Annotated in this window: 14 protein-coding genes and 1 pseudogene; 7 read left to right on the top strand and 8 right to left on the bottom strand. The window is 72.3% G+C overall.

What is annotated here, in order from left to right:
* Window positions 1-13: 13 nt before the first annotated feature.
* From OG230_RS30365 to OG230_RS30355, 3 genes are all read left to right on the top strand, one after another.
* The gene (locus tag OG230_RS30365; RefSeq protein WP_328911591.1) at window positions 14-637 is read left to right on the top strand and encodes a DUF305 domain-containing protein; all 624 of its coding nucleotides are present in this window, start codon (window positions 14-16) and stop codon (window positions 635-637) included.
* Window positions 638-780: 143 nt separating this feature from the next.
* Window positions 781-2,037 (top strand): ROK family protein, encoded by a 1,257-nt coding sequence (locus OG230_RS30360; RefSeq protein WP_328906925.1) that lies wholly within the window; start codon window positions 781-783, stop codon window positions 2,035-2,037.
* A gap of 76 nt (window positions 2,038-2,113) precedes the next feature.
* Window positions 2,114-2,551, top strand: coding sequence for a protein-tyrosine phosphatase family protein (locus tag OG230_RS30355; protein WP_328906924.1), 438 nt, complete (start codon window positions 2,114-2,116; stop codon window positions 2,549-2,551).
* Window positions 2,552-2,618: 67 nt separating this feature from the next.
* Here OG230_RS30355 and xylA read toward each other — a convergent pair whose 3' ends face one another.
* Window positions 2,619-3,788: a xylose isomerase gene (gene xylA / locus OG230_RS30350; RefSeq protein ID WP_328911590.1), complete on the bottom strand. Its 1,170-nt coding sequence runs from the start codon at window positions 3,786-3,788 to the stop codon at window positions 2,619-2,621.
* Between the two features lie 236 nt (window positions 3,789-4,024).
* Here xylA and xylB point away from each other — a divergent pair, with 236 nt between their 5' ends.
* The 4 genes from xylB (at window position 4,025) to OG230_RS30330 (ending at window position 9,364) form a co-directional block, all read left to right on the top strand.
* On the top strand, window positions 4,025-5,506 hold the full coding sequence (gene xylB / locus OG230_RS30345; protein WP_328906923.1) for a xylulokinase: 1,482 nt from the start codon (window positions 4,025-4,027) through the stop codon (window positions 5,504-5,506).
* A gap of 70 nt (window positions 5,507-5,576) precedes the next feature.
* Window positions 5,577-6,851: a VWA domain-containing protein gene (locus OG230_RS30340; protein ID WP_328906922.1), complete on the top strand. Its 1,275-nt coding sequence runs from the start codon at window positions 5,577-5,579 to the stop codon at window positions 6,849-6,851.
* Window positions 6,851-7,702: a hypothetical protein gene (locus OG230_RS30335; protein ID WP_328906921.1), complete on the top strand. Its 852-nt coding sequence runs from the start codon at window positions 6,851-6,853 to the stop codon at window positions 7,700-7,702. The genes OG230_RS30340 and OG230_RS30335 overlap by 1 nt, the downstream gene beginning before the upstream one ends.
* 270 nt (window positions 7,703-7,972) lie before the next feature.
* Window positions 7,973-9,364, top strand: coding sequence for a cytochrome P450 (locus OG230_RS30330; RefSeq protein ID WP_328906920.1), 1,392 nt, complete (start codon window positions 7,973-7,975; stop codon window positions 9,362-9,364).
* 56 nt (window positions 9,365-9,420) lie between these two features.
* Here the strand turns inward: OG230_RS30330 and OG230_RS30325 are convergent, their stop codons facing one another.
* The 7 genes and pseudogenes from OG230_RS30325 to OG230_RS30295 all read right to left on the bottom strand — a co-directional run bounded on the left by OG230_RS30325 (window position 9,421) and on the right by OG230_RS30295 (window position 22,012).
* The gene (locus tag OG230_RS30325; RefSeq protein ID WP_328906919.1) at window positions 9,421-10,404 is read right to left on the bottom strand and encodes an ABC transporter substrate-binding protein; all 984 of its coding nucleotides are present in this window, start codon (window positions 10,402-10,404) and stop codon (window positions 9,421-9,423) included.
* Window position 10,405: 1 nt separating this feature from the next.
* Window positions 10,406-12,391, bottom strand: a complete 1,986-nt coding sequence (locus OG230_RS30320) for an ABC transporter permease (RefSeq protein WP_328906918.1) — start codon at window positions 12,389-12,391, stop codon at window positions 10,406-10,408.
* Window positions 12,391-13,452 carry a quaternary amine ABC transporter ATP-binding protein gene (locus tag OG230_RS30315; RefSeq protein WP_328906917.1) on the bottom strand — a complete coding sequence of 354 codons (1,062 nt, stop codon included), beginning with the start codon at window positions 13,450-13,452 and terminating at the stop codon, window positions 12,391-12,393. The genes OG230_RS30320 and OG230_RS30315 overlap by 1 nt, the downstream gene beginning before the upstream one ends.
* A complete protein-coding gene (locus OG230_RS30310; RefSeq protein WP_328906916.1) occupies window positions 13,449-15,014 on the bottom strand; it encodes a GMC family oxidoreductase in 1,566 nt (521 codons plus the stop codon). The genes OG230_RS30315 and OG230_RS30310 overlap by 4 nt, the downstream gene beginning before the upstream one ends.
* A 69-nt stretch (window positions 15,015-15,083) precedes the next feature.
* Entirely contained in the window at window positions 15,084-16,586 is a 1,503-nt protein-coding gene (locus tag OG230_RS30305) for an aldehyde dehydrogenase family protein (RefSeq protein ID WP_328906915.1), read from the bottom strand.
* A gap of 280 nt (window positions 16,587-16,866) precedes the next feature.
* Entirely contained in the window at window positions 16,867-19,143 is a 2,277-nt protein-coding gene (gene yicI, locus OG230_RS30300) for an alpha-xylosidase (protein ID WP_328906914.1), read from the bottom strand.
* A pseudogene (locus tag OG230_RS30295) lies at window positions 19,140-22,012 on the bottom strand (glycoside hydrolase family 3 C-terminal domain-containing protein). Before OG230_RS30295 ends, yicI begins: the two are co-directional and overlap by 4 nt.
* Window positions 22,013-22,195 lie beyond the last annotated feature (183 nt).

Here is a 22,195-nt window from a genome sequence, read left to right as displayed (position 1 = left end):
CGTCCCCCGCCCGATGGTGCTGGCAGGTGCCGTGGTGTTCCTGCTGGCGCTGGGCCTCGTGGTGCTCACGATCGGGCAGCCGTCCTCGGCGGCCCCGTCCGCGTCCGGTACGTCCTCGTCCGCCGCGCCGGCCGAGACCTCCGCCGACGTGGGCTTCGCCCGTGACATGTCGATCCATCACCAGCAGGCCGTCGAGATGTCCTTCGTCGTCCGGGACCGGACGGACGACGAGGACGTGCGCCGTCTGGCGTACGACATCATCAACACCCAGGCCAACCAGCGCGGCATGATGCTGGGCTGGCTGGAGACGTGGGGCAGGCCGAAGAGTTCGGAACGGCCGCCGATGGAGTGGATGGGGCACACCGTCGAGGCCAGGGGTGACGGCTCGCTGATGCCGGGCATGGCCACCGACGCGGAGATGGACGAGCTCCGGGCGGCCGACGGCACGGCGGCCGAGATCCTGTACCTGCGGCTGATGACCGTCCACCACCGCGCGGGCGCCGAGATGGCTCAGGCCGCGGCCGATGCGGCGGGTACGGACGAGATCAGGAACCTGGCGGCGGGCATGGTCCGCGGCCAGCAGTCGGAGATCGGGCTCATGGCGGACATGCTCAAGGAGCGCGGCGCCTCGGCCTGACCGGTGCCGCCTCCCCGGCCGGGGCCCGCACGGGCCGCCGACCCGACGGGCCGCCCCGTCGCCCGGTCCGCCGGGCGGTGGGGCGGCCCCCGTGCTGTTCGGCGGCCTGCGGCGGGCGGCCGGGAGATAGGGTCAGCGACAATATGAAGAGCAACCTCGCACCCCTGGGGCCCAAGGCGGACAAGGACACCGTGCGACGCCACAATCTGAGTCTCGTGCTGCGGGCCGTCCGGGACGAGGGCGAGGCCGGGGAAGCGACGAGGGCCGGAGTGGCCGGCCGCGTGGGACTGACCCGGGCCGCGGTGTCCTCGCTCGTGGAGCAGCTCATCGAGAGCGGTTTCCTCACGGAGTCGGGGAAGACCTTCAGCGGACAGGCCGGGCGCCCCGGCACCGCGCTCAAGGTGGCGCGTACGGGCCCGGCCGGGCTCGGTGTGGAGATCAACATCGACTACGTGTCGGTGTGCGTGGTGGACCTGGCGGGCACGGGACGGGTCCGCCAGACCGAGCACCTCGACAACCGGGGAGCGCCGCCCGCCGAGGTGCTGGCCCGGGCGGCGCGGATCGCCGCCGGCACGCTGGACTCGGCGCGCGAACAGGATCTGCACCCGGTCGGGGCGGCGCTCGCCCTGCCGGGCCTGGTGTCCGGTGGTGCGGTGCGCCAGGCGCCCAACCTCGGCTGGAACCAGGTACCGGCCGAGGAACTGTTCGCGGGCGCGCTCGCCGCTCTGCGGCCCGGCCGGGCGGCACTGCCGGTGAGTTCGGAGAACGAGGCCAATCTCGCGGCGCTGGCCGAGCTGTGGTTCGGCGGCCTCGACAAGGCCCGCAGCTTCCTCTATCTGACGGGCGAGATCGGGGTCGGCGGAGCCCTGGTCATCGACGGTGAACTGCTGCGCGGTGCGCACGGTTTCGCCGGGGAGATCGGGCACGTGGTGGTGGACCCGGCGGGTCCCGAGTGCCGTTGCGGGTCCCGGGGCTGCCTGGAGCAGTACGCGGGGCAGGCCGCGCTGGTGCGTGCGGCGGGCATCGACGCGGACCACCGGGGCCCGGTGGCCGAACTGGAGAGGCGTGCGCGGGCGGGCGACGCGCGCGCGGTGGCGGCCGTGGCCGAGGCCGGCCGGATGCTGGGCAGGGTGCTGTCGGGCGCGGTGAACCTGATCGACCCGGAGGCGGTGGTGCTCGGCGGGATCTACCGGAGCCTGATGCCGTGGCTCGCGCCTCCCGCCGACGAGGAGCTGACGGGCCGGGTCGTCTCCGGACTGTGGTCCCCGGGCAGCGGGCGTCTGCGCGCCTCGTCCGTCGCGGGGGACGCGGCGCGGGGCGCGGCGGCCCTGGTGATGCAGGACGTGCTGGCCGATCCGGTGGCGTACGCGGGGCGGAACGTGCCCGCGCGTCCGGCGTGACGGCCGGACCGCCGTGCCCGGAAGAGCGGACCACCGCGCCCGGCCGTCCGGGGACCGCCGTCGGTAGGGTGTCCGGATGACCGAGACCTGGGGCCCCGACGACACCGGTGTACTGACGTTGCCGTCCGGCCTGCTGGTACGCGGCCGGGGGCTGCGCAACCCGCTTCCCGCAGGGCCGGAGCCCGCCTTCGGGGTGTACCTGCTGGGCCGGCAGCCCCCTCCCGTCGCCTGGGAGTCGCGGTGGCTGCACTGGCCGGACTTCCGGCTTCCCACGGACCGGGTGCGGGCCCGGGAGGTCTTCGCCGAGGTTCTGGCGCGGGCCGCCACGGAGCGCGTGGAGGTCGCCTGCGGCGGTGGCATCGGGCGTACCGGCACAGCACTGGCCTGCATGGCCGTGCTCGACGGGGTCCCGGCGGACCGGGCCGTGGCGTTCGTCCGCCGCGCCTACCACCCCCGCGCCGTCGAGACCCCCTGGCAGCGGCGCTTCGTGCGGCGCTTCGACGCCCTCGTATGACGCGGGTGGGGGGGGAGCCGGCCGGCTCCCTCCCCCCACCCGTCGTGGACCGCTTGCGCGGTCCGGGTCAGCGCACGCCGAGCAGGTGGTCCATCGCCAGCTGGTCGAGCGCCTCGAACGCCATGCCGCGTTCCGCCGCCGCCGTGATGTCGAACTCCTCGTACGCCGAACGGTCGGCGAGCAGTCCGGCCACCCCGTCCTCGGCGGTCGGCAGGGCCAGCTCGTCCAGGCGCGAGGCGAGCAGCGCCTCCTGGACGGCCGGGTCCGCGCGGAAGGCCGCCGCCCGCTCCTTGAGGATCAGGTAGTTGCGCATGCAGCCCTCGGCCGAGGCCCAGACGCCCGCGTAGTCCTCGGTCCGCGGCGGCTTGAAGTCGAAGTGGCGGGGGCCCTCGTAGCCGCCGCTCTCCAGCAGGTCCACCAGCCAAAACGCCTGGCGCAGGTCGCCGGCGCCGAAGCGCAAGTCCTGGTCGTACTTGATGCCGGACTGGCCGTTGAGGTCGATGTGGAAGAGCTTTCCGGCCCACATCGCCTGGGCGATGCCGTGCGGGAAGTTGAGCCCGGCCATCTGCTCGTGGCCCGTCTCCGGGTTCACGCCGACCAGTTCCGGGCGCTCCAGGCGCTCGATGAAGGCGAGGGCGTGACCGATGGTCGGCAGGAGGATGTCGCCGCGCGGCTCGTTCGGCTTGGGCTCGATGGCGAAGCGCAGGTCGTAGCCCTGCTCGGTGACGTAGTCGCCCAGCAGGTCGAACGCTTCCTTCATCCGGTCGAGCGCGACCCGGATGTCCTTCGCGGCCCCGGACTCGGAGCCCTCGCGCCCGCCCCACGCCACGTAGGTGGTGGCGCCGAGCTCGACGGCGAGATCGATGTTGCGGAGGGTCTTGCGGAGCGCGTACCGGCGCACGTCCCGGTCGTTGGCGGTGAAGGCGCCGTCCTTGAAGACCGGGTGGGTGAAGAGGTTCGTCGTCGCCATCGGGACCACGAGCCCGTTCGCGTCCAGCGCCTGCCGGAACCGCTTGACGAGACCCTCCCGCTCCGCGTCCGTCGAGCCGAACGGGATGAGGTCGTCGTCGTGGAACGTGACTCCGTAGGCGCCGAGCGCGGCGAGCCGCTGCACGGACTCGACCGGGTCGATCGCCTCGCGGGTCGCGTCACCGAACGGGTCGCGCCCCTGCCAGCCCACCGTCCACAGACCGAAGCTGAACTTGTCCTCCGGTGTGGGCGTGAAGCGTTCCGTCATCGTCTGGCCGCCTTCGAGTGCTGTCGGGTCCGGTACCGGCAGCACCGGCCGACCCTATTTGTTCAGTGTCATGACTAATCATGCACGGAGCACCCCGGGGACGTAACCCCCCGCCACCACAAAACCTGATCCACCCCTGGTCCAGAGGGTTTCGATCACGTAATTTGTTTGCCGCACGACCAAATCTCCGCGTGTGCCCCTCGCACACCGGTTCCCCAGGCGAGAAGAGGTAGCCCATGCCGCCGCGCAGCGTCGTCATCGGCGTGGACAGCTCCACCCAGTCCACCAAGGCGGCGGTGACCGACGCCGTGACCGGCGAGCTGCTCGCCGTCGGCCGCGCCCCGCACACGGTCACCGGCGAGGGCGGGGCCCGCGAGAGCGACCCCGAGATCTGGTGGCAGGCCCTGTCCCGGGCGGTGACCGCCGGGCTCGCGGAGTCCGGGACGGGCGCCTCGGCCGTCACCGCGATCGCCGTCGCCGGGCAGCAGCACGGCCTGGTCCTGCTCGACCGGGAGGGCCGCCCGCTGCGCCCGGCGATGCTGTGGAACGACACCCGGTCCGCCCCGCAGGCCACCGCCCTCACCGCCGCTCTCGGCGGCCCCGGCGCGTGGACCGCGCGCACCGGCTCGGTGCCGGTCGCCTCCCTCACCGCGACGAAGTGGCAGTGGCTGCGCGAGAACGACCCCGGCGCCGTCGAGGCCGCCGCCGCCGTGCGCCTCCCCCACGACTTCCTGACCGAGCGGCTCACGGGCACCGCCTTCACCGACCCCGGGGACGCCTCGGGGACCGGCTGGTACTCCACGGCCACCGGCGCCTACGACCCCGAACTGCTCGCGCTCCTCGGCCTGGACGGGGCCCTGCTGCCGGAGGTGGCCGCCACCGGGGCGACCCGGACCGGCTCCCTGACCGTCGCCGCCGCCGAGGCCCTCGGCCTGCCGGCCGGGATCGCCGTCGCCGCGGGCACCGGGGACAACATGAGCGCGGCCGTCGGTCTGGGCCTGGGCGGCGCCGGGCTCCTGGACCACCCGGTGCTCAGCCTGGGCACCTCGGGAACGGTGTTCGCCGCGTCCCGGACCCGGCCCGTGTCGGCGGCCCTCTCCGGCTTCGCCGCCGCCGACGGTACGTACCTCCCGCTGGCCTGCACCCTCAACTGCACGCTCGCCGTCGACAAGGTGGCCGCCCTGCTGGGCCTGCACCGCGACGACGCGGTGCCCGGCGGCGAGGCCGTACTGCTGCCCTACCTGGACGGTGAACGCACGCCGGACCTGCCCTTTGCCGCCGGCCTGCTCACCGGTCTGCGGCACGACACCACCCCGCAGCAACTGCTGGGCGCCGCCTACGAGGGCGCGGCCTTCACCGTCCTCCGTGCGCTCGACGAACTGCTGCGGGCATGCGGCCTCGACCCGGCCGACCCCGCGGTCGCCGCGCGTCCGCTGCGACTGATCGGCGGCGGGGCCGGCGGCCGCACCTGGGTGGAGACCGTGCGCCGCCTCTCCGGGCGCCCGCTCCTCGTGCCCGGCGGTGGCGAGCTGGTCGCGCGCGGCGCCGCCGCACTCGCCGCCTCGGCGGCCGGCGGCGGCGATCCGGTGGCCGTGGCGACCTCCTGGAACACCGGCAAGGAGGACCACCAACTGCCCCCGCTGGAAAGGGACATGGAAACCTGGGAGCGGGTCGGTTCCGTACTGGAACGGGCCGCCGGGCCGGTACTCGGAGGCTGAGCCCAGGTCACGAACCGGCCTTCCCCGGACCGGTTTTGGGATGCCACCGGATCTTCAATAGGATCCGGCGATGATCATAAGAAAACGGCTGCGGGCCGGGGTGTGCGTTCTGCTCGCCACCCTGGCCGCGTGGCTCGGCACCGCCCTGCCCGCCGCGGCCGACGAACCCACCGGCTCCCCCTCCCCCAAGGTCGAGCTCGTCCTCGACGTCAGCGGCTCCATGCGCGCCCGCGACATCGACGGCCAGTCCCGAATGGCTGCCGCGAAGCAGGCGTTCAACGAAGTGCTGGACGCCGTGCCCGAAGAGGTGCAGCTCGGCATCCGGACGCTCGGCGCCGACTACCCGGGCGACGACCGCAAGACGGGCTGCAAGGACACCAAGCAGCTCTACCCGGTCGGCCCGCTGGACCGCACCGAGGCCAAGACCGCGGTCGCCACCCTGGCGCCCACCGGCTGGACCCCGATCGGTCCGGCGCTGCTCGGCGCGGCCGACGACCTGGAGGGCGGCGACGCCACCCGGCGGATCGTCCTCATCACCGACGGCGAGGACACCTGCGGCCCTCTCGACCCCTGCGAGGTGGCCCGCGACATCGCCGCCCGCGGTGTCCATCTGGTGATCGACACCCTGGGCCTGGTGCCCAACGCGAAGATCCGCCAGCAGCTGACCTGCATCGCGGAGGCCACCGGCGGTACCTACACGGCCGTCACGCACACGGAGGAACTCTCCGGACGCGTCAAGCAGTTGGTGGACCGTGCGGCCGAGCCCGTCGTCACTCCGGTGGCGACCGAGGGCGCGGACAGCTGTTCCGAGGCCCCGGCGCTCAAGGCCGGCCTCTATACCGACCGCGAGAAGTTCGGCGAGCACCGCTGGTACCGGGTGGACGTACTGCCCGGCCAGGAGCTGCGCGCCTCGGTGAGCGTGGCGGCCGACCGTGCCGTCAACAACGACTACGGCGTCCTGCTGCGGGCCGTGACCGTGCACGGCCGCGAGATCGTCCGCGGTACCGGGGCGGGTACCGGCCGTACGGATGTGATCTCGTCCGGGCTGCGCTACCCCAAGGCCGAGCAGGACGGCACGGACGAGGAGGACCTGAGCCCCGAGGCGGTCTGCCTCCAGGTCGCCAACTCCTTCTCTGCCCCTGCGTCGGTGAAGACCTCGCCCGGACTTCCGGTCGAGCTGACCATCGACGTGGTGGACGCTCCGGACGAGGCGGCGGACGTCGCCGCGTTCGGCCTCGGCCGCGGCTGGTGGCTGCTCGGCGTACTGGTCCTCACCGGACTGGTCGCGGGCCTGCTGACCGGCTGGATCTCGCGCTGGCGCGTCGCCGTATGGAGGACCAACTGATGCGTACGACACGTGTACTGGCGAGCGGCCTGCTGGCCGGCCTCGCCCTGCTGACCTCCACGGGTTCCGCGACGGCGCTCGCCCCCTCGGCCACCACCAGCGGCAGCCCGAGCCCCGGCGCGAGTGCCGGTTCCGACGACGGGGCCGGACCCACGGAGGCGGGCACCACCTTCCGTACCGCCACCGCGGTCCAGCAGGGGCAGCGCGCCACCGCCGAAGCCTCCACGGGCGACTACCTCTACTGGGTGTTCCCCGCCGACGCGGGACAGCGGGCGACCGTCCGTGCGAAGGTCACGCTCCCCGAGAGCGCGACCCGGCACGGCGCGTCCACCTGGCAGATCGACGTGTACGACGGACTGCGGCGCCGGCAGGCGTGCATGTACGGCCACCAGACGCGCAAGGCCGCGGCGGACGCGGCCACGGTCGAACTGACCTGTGTCCTGCGGACCGTACGCGCCTGGTCGGAGCCGTGGGCGGACGATCCGCTGCCCGGCAGCTACTACGTCCGTCTGACGGTCCTCGACCTGCCCGCGACGGACCTCGGGCTGCCCGTGGGTTCGGAGCTGGAGGTCACCTCCGTCGAAGGGGGCGGCGCCCACGACGTGGACGGCGCGCTCGCCGAACCCCTGGTGCCCGGCGTGTCCTCCGTGGAACGGGCGGCGGACGACGGGACCGAGGAGGACCGGGGCACGCTCGCCGGCGAACCGGACGACGGCTGGGCCTCCGGCTGGTGGACGGACCGCTGGCTGTGGACCGTGGGCGGCGGCGTGCTCGGTGCGCTGGCGGCCGTCTTCGGCTACTCCGTGACGCGCGGCCGGGGTCGTCCTTCCCGGGTACCGCAGGGCGTCTGACCGAATGCCGCTCGGGACGGGGCCGGTGCCACGCCTGCCGCCCGTCCCGAGCGCGTCGGGTGGCAGGCGTCCGTGCCGCCACCTTCGCAGCCCTCTGTTCGAATACCGTTCCTGTTGCGGCTAGGCTCGACAACTCACGTACTCCTCAAGGCCGATGACGGTTCCCGGCCATGCCGTTCGTACGCCCTGCCGGAGTGCTCCCCCGTCGTGTTCGATGGGGACGGTCACTGCGTACCGGCCGGTGCGCCACCAGGGAGCGGAGTCCTTTTCATGTCCAGGGATACGGATGCGGGTACGGGTACGGACAGCGGCACGGATGTCGTCGCCGGACCGCGCGGCCACGCGCTCGTGCCGGGCCCCGGAGGGTTGCCGTTCCTCGGGAATCTTCCCCAGTTCGCGAAGGACCCGCTCGCCTTCTTCGAGCGGCTCCGCGGTCACGGGGACATGGTGAGCTGGCGCTTCGGCCGGAACCGCTGCGTGTTCGTGTCCGACCCCGACTGCATAGGCGAGCTGCTCACCGAGACGGAACGCACCTTCGACCAGCCGGCGTTGGGCATCGCGTTCCGCACGGTGATGGGAAACGGCGTCGTGGTGGCGCGCGGTGCGGACTGGCGGCGCAAGCGCTCGCTGGTCCAGCCGTCCGTGCGGCCCAAGCAGGTGAAGTCGTACGCGTCGACGATGGCCTCGTGCGCGGTGGAGGTGGCGGACGCCTGGTCGGACGGTGAACGCGTCGACATCAAGCGGGAGATGGCGGCGCTGACGCAGAAGATCGCGGTCCGCACCATCTTCGGTGTGGACACCCCGGCCGACGCGGAGTCCATGGGCCGGGCGATGGACGTCGCCCAGCAGGAGATCGGCAAGGAGTTCAGCGGCATCGGCGCGATCCTCCCCGACTGGGTGCCCACACCGGGCAGGGCCAGGATCAAGAAGGCCGCCGCCGTCATCGACGCCGAGGTCGGCCGGGTGGTGGCGCGCCACCGCGACGGCGACGGGGAGCGCCCCGACCTGCTGAGCCGGCTGCTCACCGCGGTCGACGAGACGGGTGCCCACCTCAGCGACGAGGAGATCCGCGACGAGACGGTCACCCTCTACATCGGCGGCCACGAGACGACCAGTTCGACGCTGGTGTGGGCCTGGTACCTGCTCGCCCGCAACCCGCAGGCGCGCGCGGCCCTCACCGAGGAGCTGGACCGGGTGCTCGGCGACCGGGAGCCCGGCTTCGACGACTACGCCCAACTGACCTACGCCCAGTCGGTGGTGAAGGAGACCCTGCGCCTGTACCCGACGATCTGGCTGGTCACCGGGGTGGCCAAGGAGGGGGCGCGGATCGGCGGCCTTCCGATGCCCGAGGGGACGAGGGTGTGGACCAGCCAGTGGTCCACCCAGCGCGACGCGCGCTGGTTCCCCGAGCCGGAGACCTTCCGGCCCGAGCGCTGGGACCCGGAGAACGGCGACGAGATCGCGGAGTACGCGTGGTTCCCGTTCGGCGGCGGCCCCCGGGTCTGCCTCGGTACGCGCTTCGCGATGGTGGAGGCCGTCCTGATCCTGGCCGTGCTCGCGCGCCGCTTCGATCTGGACGTGGACCCGGGGACCATCGGTCACGTACCGTCCCTGACCCTGCAGCCGGACCGCGAGGTGCTGGCGACGGTGCGGGCACGGTGACGCACGGGCGCTGCCGCGGACGACGGTCCGCGGCAGCGCCCCCGTTCACCACATGCCTACTTCTTCAGCCACTTCTTCCAGACGTGCGGGTTCTCGTCGACCCAGCGCCCGGCCGCCTGCTGCGGGGTGAGCTTCTCCGAGGCGATCATCCTGGACACCTCGTTCTGCGCGTCCTCGGTCCACCTGAACTTCTTGAGGAAGTCCGCGGCCTCGCCGCCGCGCCGGGCGAAGTCGGCGTTGAGGTACTTCTGCAAGGGTGTCGTCGGGTAGGCGCAGTCGATGTCCTTCGGGTCCTTGGCCGCGCACGCCTCGGTGTACTCGGGGAGTTTCACCTCCACCATCGGTACGTCGTTGAACAGCCACTGCGGCTGGTACCAGTAGCTCAGGAAGGGCTTCTTCTCCTTGGCGAACTGCTGGATCTGGGTGATCTGGGCGGCCTCGGACCCGGCGAAGACGACCTTGTAGTCCAGGCCGAGGTTCTTCACCAGCGCGGTGTCGTTGGTGACGTAGGACGGTGAACCGTCCATGAGCTGGCCCTTGTCGCCGCTCTCCGGGGTGCGCAGCTCCTCGGCGTACTTGTCGAGGTTCTTCCAGTCCGTGACGTCGGGGTGCTCGTCCGCCCAGTACTTCGGCACGTACCAGCCGATGTGGCCGGTGACGCCCAGGTCGCCGCCGGGGACGATGGTCTTCTTCTCGTCGACGTACAGCTTCTCCTGGTCGGGGTGGCCCCAGTCCTCCAGGATCGCGTCGACCCGGCCCTGGCTCAGGGCGTCCCAGGCGGGGACCTCGTCCGTCTGGACGAGGTCGACGCGGTAGCCGAGTTCGTCCTCCAGGATCTTCTGGGCGACGGCCGTGTTGGCCTGCGCGCCGACCCAGGACTGCACGGAGAGCGTCACGGTCCTGATGCCCGCGGGGGCCGCGAAGGGGGAGCCCTGCTTCGTCATGTCCGCGGCGCCGCAGCCGGTGACGGCGAGCAGGGCGGCGGCCGAGGAGACGGCCGCGAGCACACGGGTACGGGTTCGGATCGGCGTACGAGCCATGTCAGCTCTCCTTCCGCGCGGTGCGCGTGGTGGGCTGGGTGACCCGGTCCAGCATCAGTCCCAGGCAGACGATCGCGGCTCCGGCCACCAGGCCGGTGGCCAGGTCGCCCTGGGCGAGGCCGAGCACGACGAGGTATCCGAGCGCTCCCGAGCCGACGAGCCCGCCGATGATGACCACGGCGAGGACCAGGACGACGCCCTGGTTCACGGCGAGGAGCAGCGCGGGCCGGGCCAGCGGCAGTTGGACCTGGCGCAGCTGCTGGCCGCTGGTGGCGCCCAGCGAACGGGCGCACTCCATGGCGGCGGGGTCCACGCCCCGCAGTCCCTGGGTGGTGATGCGGACGACGGCGGGCAGCGCGTAGACGACGGCCGCGGCGGCGGCCGGGGCGCGGCCCACGCCGAAGAGGGCGACGACGGGGATGAGGTAGACGAACTGCGGCATGGTCTGGAAGACGTCCAGGACGGGGCGCAGCAGACGTTCGAACCGTTCGCTGCGTGCGGCGCCGATGGCGATGCCGAAGCCCAGGACCAGGGTGACGGCGACGGCGGCGACGACCTGGCTGAGGGTGTCCATCGAGGGCTCCCAGACGCCGAGGACGCCGATGGCCGCCATGGCCAGTACGGCGGTCAGCGCCGTGCGCCAGGTGCCGATCGTCCAGGCGAGGGCGGCGACGACCAGCAGGACGGACCACCAGGGAAGGCCCTGGAGTCCGCTGCGCAGCGGGTTGAGCACCCAGCCGGTGAAGTGGGCGGCCCAGTCGGCGGTGCCGCCGACGACCGGGACTCCGGTGTAGAGGTGGTCGACCATCCACTCCTTGGCGGTGTTGACCGGTCCGGCGATGGCGACGATCGCGCTCTCGGGCCAGATCCGGCCGCCCGTGAACCGTCCCACGACGGCGACGGCCGCCACGGTGACGGCGGCCAGGCCCCAGCCGCGCGCGCCGCGGAGGACCGCGGGGCCGGTGGGCTCGGCACCGATCCGGCGGCCGGCGGCCTCGGTCGTACGGTCCAGGACGACGGCCAGCAGCACGATCGGGATGCCCGCCGCGAGTGCGGCGCCTACGTCGACCGAGGACAGCGCCTGGTAGACGCGGTCGCCGAGGCCGCCTGCGCCGATCACGGACGCGATGACGGCCATCGAAAGGGCCATCATGATCGACTGGTTGAGGCCGAGCAGCAGTTCCCTGCGGGCCAGCGGCAGCCGGGCCGTGAGCAGCCGCTGCCGGCCGGTGGCGCCGAGGGAGCCGACGGCCTCCATGACGCCCTGGTCGGCGCCGCGCAGCCCGAGTGCGGTGAGTCGTGCCATGGGCGGAGCCGCGTAGACGACGGTCGCGAGGACCGCGCCGGGCACGCCGATGCCGAAGACCAGCACGACGGGCAGCAGATAGGCGAAGGCGGGCAGCACCTGCATGGTGTCGAGTACGGGGCGCAGCGCCCGGAACGTACGGTCCGAGAGTCCGGCCGCGAGGCCGAGGAGGACACCCAGCACCACGGAGGCGAGGACGGCGACGGTCATCAGGGCGAGCGTCTGCATCGTGGGCACCCACATGCCCAGCAGACCGCAGACGACGAAGGACAGCGCCGCCGTGAGGGCGAGCCGCAGGCCCGCCACCCGCCAGGCCACGACCGCGGCGAGGGCCGTGACTCCGGCCCAGCCGAGGGCGAGCAGCACCAGGTAGACACCGCGCACCGAGAGGACGACGGCGTTGCTGATGTGGCCGAAGAAGTAGAGGAACAGCGGGTGGCTGTCGCGGTTGGCGATGATCCAGTCGTTGACCTCGCCGAGCGGGGCCGTCAGATCGACGGTCAGGGCGCCGGGCCAGGTCGCGCCGCCCCAGCGGGCGTGTACGACGGGTACGGCGACGGCGGCGATCAGGGCGAGCACCAGGAGCTTGGCGAGGGCCGGGCGGCGGCGCAGGGCCAGAAGGGCCCCGCGCCCCGGCGGTCCGGCGACGGCGGGCGTGGTGGTCGCTCGGGCGGTGGCCATCAGGCGGCCACCTCCGGGGAGGCGGCGGCCCCCGTGCCGGCGACGACCCCGAGGAGGCACGCGTGGTCGACGACGCCGACGAGCCTGCCGTCGTCCATCACGCGGGCCGCCGGGTCGCCGGACCGCGCGACGGCTTCGATGGCCTCGGAGACGGTGGCGTCGGGACGGAGTGCCGGACCGCGGTCGGCCTCGCCGACGGCCGGGGGCCGCATCGCGGTGGAGACCGTCAGGACCTGTTCGCGCGGCACGTCGCGGACGAACTCGCGGACGTAGTCGTCGGCGGGTGATCCGACGATCTCCTCGGGGGTGCCGAGCTGGACGATGCCGCCGTCGCGCATGAGCGCGATACGGGTGCCCAGGCGCAGCGCCTCGCTCAGGTCGTGGGTGATGAAGACCATGGTGCGGCCCTCCTCGCGGTGCAGCCGGACGACTTCGTCCTGCATCTCCCGGCGGATCAGCGGGTCGAGGGCGCTGAAGGGTTCGTCGAAGAGGAGGACGGACGGGTCGACGGCGAGGGCGCGGGCCAGACCGACGCGCTGCTGCTGGCCGCCGGAGAGCTGGGAGGGCCGCCGCTTCTCGAGGCCGGACAGGCCGACCTTCTCCACCAGTTCGGCCGCCTTGAGGCGCCGTTCGTCCTTGCTCAGGCCCTGGATCTCCAGACCGTAGGCGACGTTGTCGAGGACGGTGCGGTGCGGAAGCAGTCCGAAGTGCTGGAACACCATGGCCGCGCGGTGGCGGCGCAGTTCGCGCAGGCGCGTGCGGTCCATGGCGAGGACGTCCTCGCCGTCGATGGCCAGGGCGCCGCTCGTCGGCTCGATCAGCCGGGTCAGACAGCGTACGAGGGTGGACTTGCCGGAGCCGGACAGGCCCATGACAACGAACACCTCGCCCTTGCGGACGTCGAAGGAGACGTCCCGCACGGCGACGGTGCAGCCGGTGCGTTCGCGCAGTTCGGCCGGGGGCAGGTCCGCGTGCTCGCTGCCGGGGATGCGGCCGGCCTTGGGGCCGAAGACCTTCCAGAGGTTCCTGACGGCGAAGACAGGGGTGTCGGTCGTGGTCATCGGACATCGCCTCCAGTGGTCGAACCGAGCAGTTCCGCGCATTTCTCGCCCACCATGAGGACGCCGATCATCGGGTTCACCGCAGGCATCGTCGGGAAGACGGAGGCGTCGGCGATCCGGATGGATGCGAGCCCCCTGATGCGCAGCTGGGGATCGACGACGGCCGCGGTGTCCTCGGCCGCGCCCATCCGGCAGGTGCCCGCCGGGTGGTAGACCGTGTGCGCGACCTTCCGGGCGTACTCGCTGATGTCCTCGTCGGACGTGACCTCGGGGCCGGGACACACCTCGCGCTTGAGCCAGTGCGCGAGCGGTTCGGTCCTCGCTATCTCGCGGGCGAGCTTGATCCCGTCGACCAGCGTGCGGCCGTCGTGGTCGTCCTCGTCCGTGAAGTACCGGAAGTCCAGGGCGGGTTTGACCTCGGGGTCGGCGCTCGTGAGGTAGAGGCGGCCCCGGCTGCGCGGCTTGGGGATGTTGGGGGTCATCGAGACACCGTGCTCGGGACGCTCGTAGCCGAGGCGCTCCGGGTTGTCGGTGAAGGGGATCTGGTAGAAGTGGAACATGAGGTCGGGGCCCCGGGATTCGGGGTCGCGCCGCACGAACAGGCCCGCGTCGGAGTCCATCGCGGAGTTCTCCGGGATGGGTCCCTCGGTCTCCCAGACGATGACCGATTCGGGGTGGTCGAGCAGGTTCTCGCCGACACCCGGCAGGTCGTGGACGACCGGGATGCCGAGCGCCTCCAGGTCCTTCCTCGGACCGATTCCGGAGTGCATCAGCAGGCGGGGCGTGTCCACCGCGCCCGCGCAGACGATCACTTCGCGCTTCGCGCGCAGCAGCAGCTCCTCGCCCTCCGCGGTACGGACGTGCACCCCGGTCGCCCGGTGGCCCTCGAACTCCAGCCGGTGGGCCCAGGTCTCCAGCAGGATCGTGAGGTTCGGCCGGTCACCGGCCTCGATGTGCGGGTGGAGGTAGGCGACGGAGGCGGAGGAACGCTTGTTGTTCTCCGGGTGGTAGGCGAGGTCGAAGAAGCCGACGCCTTCGTGGAAGGGCTTCTTGTTGAAGCCCTCGACGCGCGGGACTCCGGCCGCGGCCTGCGCCGCGTCGACGAAGTCACGGGCGATGGCGTTCCGGTCCTTCTCGTCGACGGGCACGATGTGGTTGCGCAGCCGGGCGAAGTACGGGTCCATGGACGCGGCGTCCCAGCCGTCCGCACCCGCCTCGGCCCACTCGTCCCAGTCGCCGGGCAGCGGCTTGAAGCTGATCAGGGTGTTGTGCGAGGAACAGCCGCCGAGCACCCGGGCGCGGCTGTGGCGGATGTGGGAGTTGCCGCGCGGCTGTTCGGTGGTGGGGTAGTCGTAGTCCAGGTCGCCGCCGAGCAGCCCGAGCCAGCGGCGCAGGGTGAGTACGTCGTCGCGGCCGAGGTCGGTGGGGCCGCCCTCGATCACGGTGACGGTGACGTCGGGGTTCTCGGTGAGGCGGGAGGCGATGACCGAGCCGGCCGTGCCGCCTCCGACGATCACGTAGTCGGCGGGTTCGGGCCCGGCTGTGCGGGGGGTCGGGTGCATCGGTGTCACTGCTCCTTCTGCAAGGTGCTTGCGCGTATGACGTGCCGCGAACAGGGGGTGGAGTGGCGGTCAGCCGGCGAACCAGCGCTGGGGGCGCGGGTTGAGGTTCTGGTAGATGTGCTTCGACTCGCGGTATTCGGCCAGCCCGGTGGGGCCGAGCTCGCGGCCCGTACCGGACTTGCCGAAGCCGCCCCACTCCGCCTGCGGGAGGTACGGGTGGTAGTCGTTGATCCAGACGGTGCCGTGCCGCAGCCGTCCGGCGACCCGGCGGGCGCGGCCCGCGTCGGTGGTCCAGACGGCGCCCGCGAGGCCGTAGTCCGTGTCGTTGGCGAGGGTGACGGCCTCTTCCTCGGTGCGGAAGGTCTCGACGGTGAGGATCGGGCCGAAGGTCTCCTCGCGGACCACCTTCATCTCGCGGTGGCAGCCGTCCAGGACGGTCGGCCGGTAGAAGTAGCCGCCCACGGGCCGTACCGCGGAGGGTTCGGGGCGGGCGCCGCCGGAGCGGACGACCGCGCCTTCCTCGCGCGCGGAGGCGACGTACGCCTCGACCTTGGCCAGCTGCTGCGCGGAGACGAGCGGTCCGCATTCGACGCCGTCCGCGGTTCCCCTGCCGAGCCTGATGGCGTCGGCGCGGCGGGCGAGCTCGGTGACGAAGCGCGTGCGCACGGACTCCTCGACGATGAGCCGGGATCCGGCGGAGCAGACCTGCCCGCTGTGGAAGAACGCGGCGTTGAGCGCCTGGTCGACGGCGGTGTCGAAGTCCGCTTCGGTGGCGCAGGCGTCGGCGAAGACGATGTTGGGGTTCTTGCCGCCGAGCTCCAGCGCGACCTTCTTGACGGTGGGGGCGGCGGCCCGGGCGACCTCGGTGCCGCTGGCGAGTCCGCCGGTGAAGGAGACGAGGTCGACGTCCGGGTGCGCGGAGAGACGCGCGCCGACCGGGTCGCCCGCACCGGTGACGAGGTTGGCCGTGCCGTCCGGCAGTCCTGCCTCGGAGAGCAGCCGGATCAGGTGGACGGTGGACAGCGGCGTGACCTCGCTGGGCTTCAGGACGAAGGTGTTGCCCGCGGCGAGTGCGGGGGCGATCTTCCAGCTGGCCTGGAGGAGCGGGTAGTTCCAGGGGGCGATCAGGGCGCAGACGCCCACCGGCTCGTGCACGACGATGCTGTGTACGTCGGGGTCGCCGGCGTCGACGACCCGGCCGCCGCTCTCGTTCATCACGAGGTCGGCGAAGTAGCGGAAGGCGTTGGTCACGTCGTCGACGTCCACGCGGCCCTCTTCGAGCGTCTTGCCGGTGTCGCGGCTCTCGACGAGGGCGATCTCCTCGCGGTCGCGCTGGAGGAGATCCGCGACGCGGCGCAGCAGTCCGGCGCGCTCGGCGACGGGCCGGTGGGGCCAGGGGCCGTCGTCGAAGGCGCGGCGCGCGGCGGCGATCGCCCGGTCGGCGTCCTCGGTGCCGCCCTCGGCGACGAGGGCGAGGACAGTGGCGTCGGCGGGGTCGAGGATCTCGCGCGTCGCGCCTGACGCCGCGGCCTGCCACATGCCGTCGATATGAATGGTGTCGAGCGCCGCCATGTCCTGATCTGCCTTCCGTACCCGAAATGCTCCCCTGCCGGATCGGCCGGGGCGCGTACGCGGGCGACCGTGGTCCGGCCGCACCAGCGGCCTGGACCCCTCCCCGGTCGGACGGAATGTATGCCAGGAACTTCACGCTGAGTGACGCGGCTCACTCCGGGCAGCCGCACGGCCGGGAACAGCACGGCGGCCCGCCGGGGACCCCTGGTGAGGGGCCGCCCAACGGGCCGTCGACGCTGTGTGAGCGCACGGGCGCACTCGGTACGGATGCCTTGCCTGCTCAGACGGCGACGGTGACCGTTCCGGACCCCTCCCCCGCCGCACCGGAGCCCTCGGCGCTCACGCGGTACGCCCTGTCCGTCCCCTCCGCCGTCACCCGCACGGTGTCCCCGTCCCGGACGACACGGAACACGGCGGCCGGAACACCCGACAGGTCCGGTACGGAAACGGTGCGCTCGACGGCCGGGGTGTCCGGGCCGAACACCCGCAGGGTGAGCCCGTCCAGCCAGTCCCCGTCGGGCCGCTGGTCGTCCGCGCCCCAGGGCAGTACGGCTCCGGGCCTCACCAGCAGCGGCAGGCTGTCGAAGCCGTGCGTCTCCCGGCGCCACGCCGGGCCGGTGATCCGCTCGCCGGTGAGCAGCGAGGTCCAGGTGCCCTCGGGGACGTAGTACTCGACGTCCCCGTCGGCGGAGAAGACCGGGGCGACCAGCAGGTCGGGGCCGAGCATGTACTGGCGGTCCAGCGTGCGGGTGGCCGGGTCCTCGGGGAACTCCATCAGCATGGGCCGCATCACCGGTACGCCCGTGCGGTGCGCCTCGGCCGCCGCTCCGTACAGATAGGGCATCAGCCGGTGCTTGAGGAGGGTGAACTGCCGGGCCACATCGACCGCTTCCTCACCGAACGCCCAAGGCACCCGGTAGGACACGTTGCCGTGGAGCCGGCTGTGCGAGGACAGCAGCCCGAAGGCGAGCCACCTCTTGAAGACCTCCGGGTCGGGCGTGCCCTCGAAGCCGCCGATGTCGTGGCTCCAGAAGCCGAACCCGGACAGGCTGAGGGAGAGGCCGCCGCGCAGCGACTCGGCCATCGCGGTGAACGAGGCGAAGCAGTCGCCGCCCCAGTGCACCGGGAACTGCTGGCCACCCGCCGTCGCCGAGCGGGCGAAGAGCACCGCCTCACCGTGGCCGCGCTCCTTCTCCAGGAGTTCGAAGACGGTGCGGTTGTAGATCTGCGCGTAGTAGTTGTGCATCCGCTCGGGGTCGGAGCCGTCGTGCCAGACGACGTCCGTGGGGACGCGCTCGCCGAAGTCCGTCTTGAAGCAGTCGACGCCCTGGTCGAGGAGGACCCGCAGTTTGGCGTTGTACCAGTCACGGGCCGCCGGGTTGGTGAAGTCGACCAGGGCCATGCCGGGTTGCCACAGGTCCCACTGCCAGACGTCCCCGTTCGGTCTGCGCACCAGGTAGCCGTGTTCGGCGCCCTCCGCGAAGAGGGCGGACTTCTGCGCGATGTACGGGTTGATCCACATGCTGATCTTCAGCCCGCGCTCCTTGAGCCGGGCCAGCATGCCTTCCGGGTCGGGGAACACGTCCGGGTCCCAGAGGAAGTCCGACCACTGGTACTCGCGCATCCAGAAGCAGTCGAAGTGGAAGACGGTGAGGGGGATGTCGCGCTCGGCCATGCCGTCGACGAAGGACGTGACGGTCTCCTCGTCGTACGAGGTGCAGAACGAGGTGGTCAGCCAGAGGCCGAAGGACCAGGCCGGCGGCAGCGCCGGCCGGCCGGTCAGCGCGGTGTAGCGGGCCAGCACCTCCTTCGGCGTCGGCCCGGCGACGACGTAGAACTCCAGCGACTGGTCCTCGACGCTGAACTGCACCTGTCCGACCGACTCGGAGCCGACCTCGAAGGACACCTTGCCCGGGTGGTTGACGAAGACGCCGTAACCGCGGGAGGAGAGGTAGAACGGGATGTTCTTGTACGCCTGTTCACTGCTGGTGCCGCCGTCGGCCTGCCAGATGTCCACGCTCTGGCCGTTCTTGACGTACGGCGTGAAGCGCTCGCCGAGGCCGTACACGTTCTCGCCGACGGCCAGGGCGAGTTGGGCGATCATGTGGTGTGCGCCGTCGGGTGTGGTGGCGAAGGCGGTTCCCTTGGTGTCGACGCCGGTGAGACGCCGCCCCTGCTCGTCGAGGAAGGTCATGCCCCATGGGCCGTCGCCGTCCATGCGCAGCGTCAGCGGACCGCTGGTGAGCTCGGTGACCGGTCCGTCCCGGCGGACGCGGGCGGGCGGCACGGGACCGGCGTCGGGCAGGAGGGTGAAGTCGGGCCCGCGTCTCGCCCTTCCGGCGTGATGGGTGGCGCGTACGCCGATGACCCCCTCGGCCGGAGAGAAGCAATCGACGCTGATCAGCGGGGTGTTGAGCGTGTCCCCGCGCTCGGCGACGTGCTTGACCGCCACGTAGGCGGTGAACCGGTCGTCCTCGGCGCGCAGATCACGGATCTCGGTCGCGTAGCAGGCGCGGACGCCCTCACGCATGAGCCAGAAGCCGTCGGTGAATTTCATGAGGACTCCATGCCGGATACGAAGGCGAGGTGGGCGAGGCGTACGCCGCCGTGCAGCGCGACGCGTACGTCGTGGACTCCGCGGACGGTGAACTCCGCGTCATGGGTGCGTACGTCGTACGGCCCCTCACCGCCCGGGACCGTGAGGTCCGCCGACACTCCGTCCACCGTCACCACGACGGACCCCTGCCCGGCCACCGACACCGAGACGGCCCGTACACCGTCCCCGAAGTCGCATTCTCTAAAGAGCAGTTGACCGAACTCACCGGCCGGGGACACCGCGTCCCCGTCCTCCTTCGCACGGTCGACGATCACCGTGTCCCGCTGCTCGTCGTAGTCGGCCGCCCCCAGTCCGCGCTCCAGGACGGGCCGGGGGCCGGACGGCTCGCCGTCGACGACCACCGTGGCACCGGCCCGGACATCGGCGCTGGAGGCACCCGCCAGGAATTCGTACGCGCCGGGCTCGACGGTCCAGCGGTCGTGCGCCACGCTCCAGTGGCCGAGGTCCGTCACGGGGACGAGGAACTCGACCCGCTCGCCCGCTCCCGGCGCGAGGTGCAGCCTGCGGTGGCCGACCAGTGTGCGCAGCGGCAGCCCGTCGGCCGGTCCCTCGGCCCGCACGTAGAGCTGGGCGACCTCGTCGGCCGCGGTCGTGCCCGTGTTGGTGACGGTGAGCGAGACCCGGAACCGGTCCTCCTCCCGCGCGGCGGCCAGGCCGGAGTACGTGAAGTCGCTGTACCCGAGCCCGTGGCCGAAGGGGAAGAGCGGGGTGCCCTCGTAGTAGAGGTAGGTCTGCCGCGACCCGATGATGTCGTAGTCCAGCAGGTCCGGCAGGTCGGCGTCGCCGGCGTACCAGGTCTGCGGGAGCCGGCCGGCCGGGGACACGTCACCGGCGAGGACGCGTGCGAGCGCGGTGCCCGCGGCCTGACCGCCGTGCGCCGTCCACAGCAGGGCGGGCAGGGTGGCCGCGGCCTCCGCGACCGCGTACGGATACGCGGAGGTCAGCACGAGGACCGTGCGCGGGTTGGCGGTGTGCGCGGCCCGCCACAGCCGCTCCTGCTGCGGGGGCAGGTCGAGCGTGGTGCGGTCCTCGGTCTCGCGGCCGTTGATGTGCGGGTCGTTCCCGGCGACGACGACGACCGTGTCGGCGGCTGCGGCGGCCCGGGCCACGGCGTCCTCGCCGCGCTCGACGATCTCCACCTCGAAGACGGTGCCGCGGGCGGCGGAAAGTTTTTCGCCGGAGTCGGCAACCTTTGCCCCATCGGCGGCGACAGACACGTATCCACCTGTCCCGATGTGCAGAAGGCGGTGCCCGCCGTCGTGTCCCTCCACCGCTTCCAGGCGGAACGTCTCCTGGACGACCCAGCCTCCCGGTTCGTCGGCGGACGCCCGTACGTAGCCGTCGTCCGCGACCGACAGATAGCGGCCCCCGGCGGTCCTCAGCGTGAGGACGCCGTCGCCCCAGTCGACGAGCGCGAACTCGGTGCCGAGCTCCCCGCAGGTGAGCGCGGCGGCAGATCGGTGCGTCCGGCCAGCAGCGCCGGGTCGAGTGCCCCTTCGGCGCCGCGCGCCCGGTCGGCGGCCTCGTCCGTCGCGGGGACCTGGAGCCGGCCCTCGGCGCACGTCAGCCGGACCCGGTCCGCGCCCTCGGCGAACAGGACGTTCTCGGCGCCGTACCGTTCCCGCAGTCCGTCGAGCGGGGTCGAGCGGTGCAGGAGCGTGCCGCTGTACCAGTCGAGCTTGCAGGCGTCCGCGAGCAGTCCGACGACCGCGACGGTCCGGCCCGCCACCGGTTCGAGGGGCAGCAGCCCGTCGTTCCCGAGCAGCACCACCGCCTGCTCGGCGGCCTCCTGGGCGAGGGCCCGGTGCCCGGCCGTGTCGAAGCAGGCCATGGCCTCGTACGGGTCGAGGTCGGGGTCGAACTCGCCGAGCGAGAAACGCAGGGAGAGCAGTCGGCGGACCGCCGTGTCGATGTCGCTCTCGTCGATCAGCCCCTTGGCCAGCGCGTCCCGGATGCGCCCGGTCATCACCGCGGAGTCCTGGCCGTGGTCGGTGAAGCTGTCGACACCGGCCTTCAGGGCGGCGGCGGTCGCCTCCTCGTGGGTGTCGAAGTAGTGCTCGGAGTCGACGAGGTTGGACGGCGCCCCCGCGTCCGAGCAGACGACGAGGGGCTGGTCGGTCCAGCGGCGCAGCTGCTGGGCGAGGAGCGGCGAGACGTGGTTGGGACGGCCGTTGACCAGGTTGTACGCCGGCATGACACCGGCGACCGCACCCGCCCGTACGGCATCGCGGAAGGCGCGCAGGTCGTACTCGTGCAGCACCCGCGGGCGGACCGACGAGGAGGCGGTGTCGCGGTCGGTCTCGTTGTTGTGGGCGAGCCAGTGCTTGAGGACCGGGGCCGTACGCCAGTAGCGGGGGTCGTCGCCGCGCAGCCCCCGGGTGTACGCGACGGCAATGGCGGAGGTCAGCGCCGGGTCCTCGGAGTACCCCTCCTCGCCGCGGCCCCACAGCGGATGGCGCAGCAGGTTCACTGTCGGGGCCCAGACGTTGAGGCCGACCCGGTCGTCCTCCGCGCGCTTGGCCCGGACCTCGTTGCCGACGGCTTCACCGATCCGGCGCACCAGTTCGTCGTTCCAGGTCGCGCCGAGTCCGACGGCCTGCGGGAAGACGGTCGCGGGGCCCATCCAGGCGACTCCGTGGAGTGCTTCCTGGCCGGTTCGGAACGCCCCGAGCCCCAGCCGCTCCACCGGGGGAGCGAACTGGTGGAGCATCGCGATCCGTTCGTCGAGCGTGAGCCGCCGGAGCAGATCGTCGGTGCGCCGGGCGAAGGGCAGCTGCGGGTCGCGGAAGGGCAGCGAATGGTCCGTCACGTGCGGGTCCCCTTGGAGAGGTGGGAGGTCTGAGCGCTCCGTCGAGGCGCAAGCCCGAGAAGATCTTTCGAAGCGCTTCGATGCTCCGTGCCGAACCCTGCAGGTGTCAAGGGTGCGGCACTCCTCAGCCGATCCCTGAGCCCCATGTGGGGCCTCTTGGCCCCCGCAGCGCAGGGGAAACAG

The organism is Streptomyces sp. NBC_00234, assembly GCF_036195325.1.
Taxonomy (GTDB): domain Bacteria; phylum Actinomycetota; class Actinomycetes; order Streptomycetales; family Streptomycetaceae; genus Streptomyces.
This window is presented reverse-complemented; position numbering and strand designations above follow the sequence as displayed.

What these genes read in the sequence shown, in the direction of transcription:
- OG230_RS30365 (WP_328911591.1), top strand. Translation starts at nt 14, where the DNA reads ATGGTGCTGGCAGGTGCCGTGGTGTTCCTGCTGGCGCTGGGCCTCGTG.
- OG230_RS30360 (WP_328906925.1), top strand. Translation starts at nt 781, where the DNA reads ATGAAGAGCAACCTCGCACCCCTGGGGCCCAAGGCGGACAAGGACACC.
- OG230_RS30355 (WP_328906924.1), top strand. Translation starts at nt 2,114, where the DNA reads ATGACCGAGACCTGGGGCCCCGACGACACCGGTGTACTGACGTTGCCG.
- xylA (WP_328911590.1), bottom strand. Translation starts at nt 3,788, where the DNA reads ATGACGGAACGCTTCACGCCCACACCGGAGGACAAGTTCAGCTTCGGT.
- xylB (WP_328906923.1), top strand. Translation starts at nt 4,025, where the DNA reads ATGCCGCCGCGCAGCGTCGTCATCGGCGTGGACAGCTCCACCCAGTCC.
- OG230_RS30340 (WP_328906922.1), top strand. Translation starts at nt 5,577, where the DNA reads ATGATCATAAGAAAACGGCTGCGGGCCGGGGTGTGCGTTCTGCTCGCC.
- OG230_RS30335 (WP_328906921.1), top strand. Translation starts at nt 6,851, where the DNA reads ATGCGTACGACACGTGTACTGGCGAGCGGCCTGCTGGCCGGCCTCGCC.
- OG230_RS30330 (WP_328906920.1), top strand. Translation starts at nt 7,973, where the DNA reads ATGTCCAGGGATACGGATGCGGGTACGGGTACGGACAGCGGCACGGAT.
- OG230_RS30325 (WP_328906919.1), bottom strand. Translation starts at nt 10,404, where the DNA reads ATGGCTCGTACGCCGATCCGAACCCGTACCCGTGTGCTCGCGGCCGTC.
- OG230_RS30320 (WP_328906918.1), bottom strand. Translation starts at nt 12,391, where the DNA reads ATGGCCACCGCCCGAGCGACCACCACGCCCGCCGTCGCCGGACCGCCG.
- OG230_RS30315 (WP_328906917.1), bottom strand. Translation starts at nt 13,452, where the DNA reads ATGACCACGACCGACACCCCTGTCTTCGCCGTCAGGAACCTCTGGAAG.
- OG230_RS30310 (WP_328906916.1), bottom strand. Translation starts at nt 15,014, where the DNA reads ATGCACCCGACCCCCCGCACAGCCGGGCCCGAACCCGCCGACTACGTG.
- OG230_RS30305 (WP_328906915.1), bottom strand. Translation starts at nt 16,586, where the DNA reads ATGGCGGCGCTCGACACCATTCATATCGACGGCATGTGGCAGGCCGCG.
- yicI (WP_328906914.1), bottom strand. Translation starts at nt 19,143, where the DNA reads ATGAAATTCACCGACGGCTTCTGGCTCATGCGTGAGGGCGTCCGCGCC.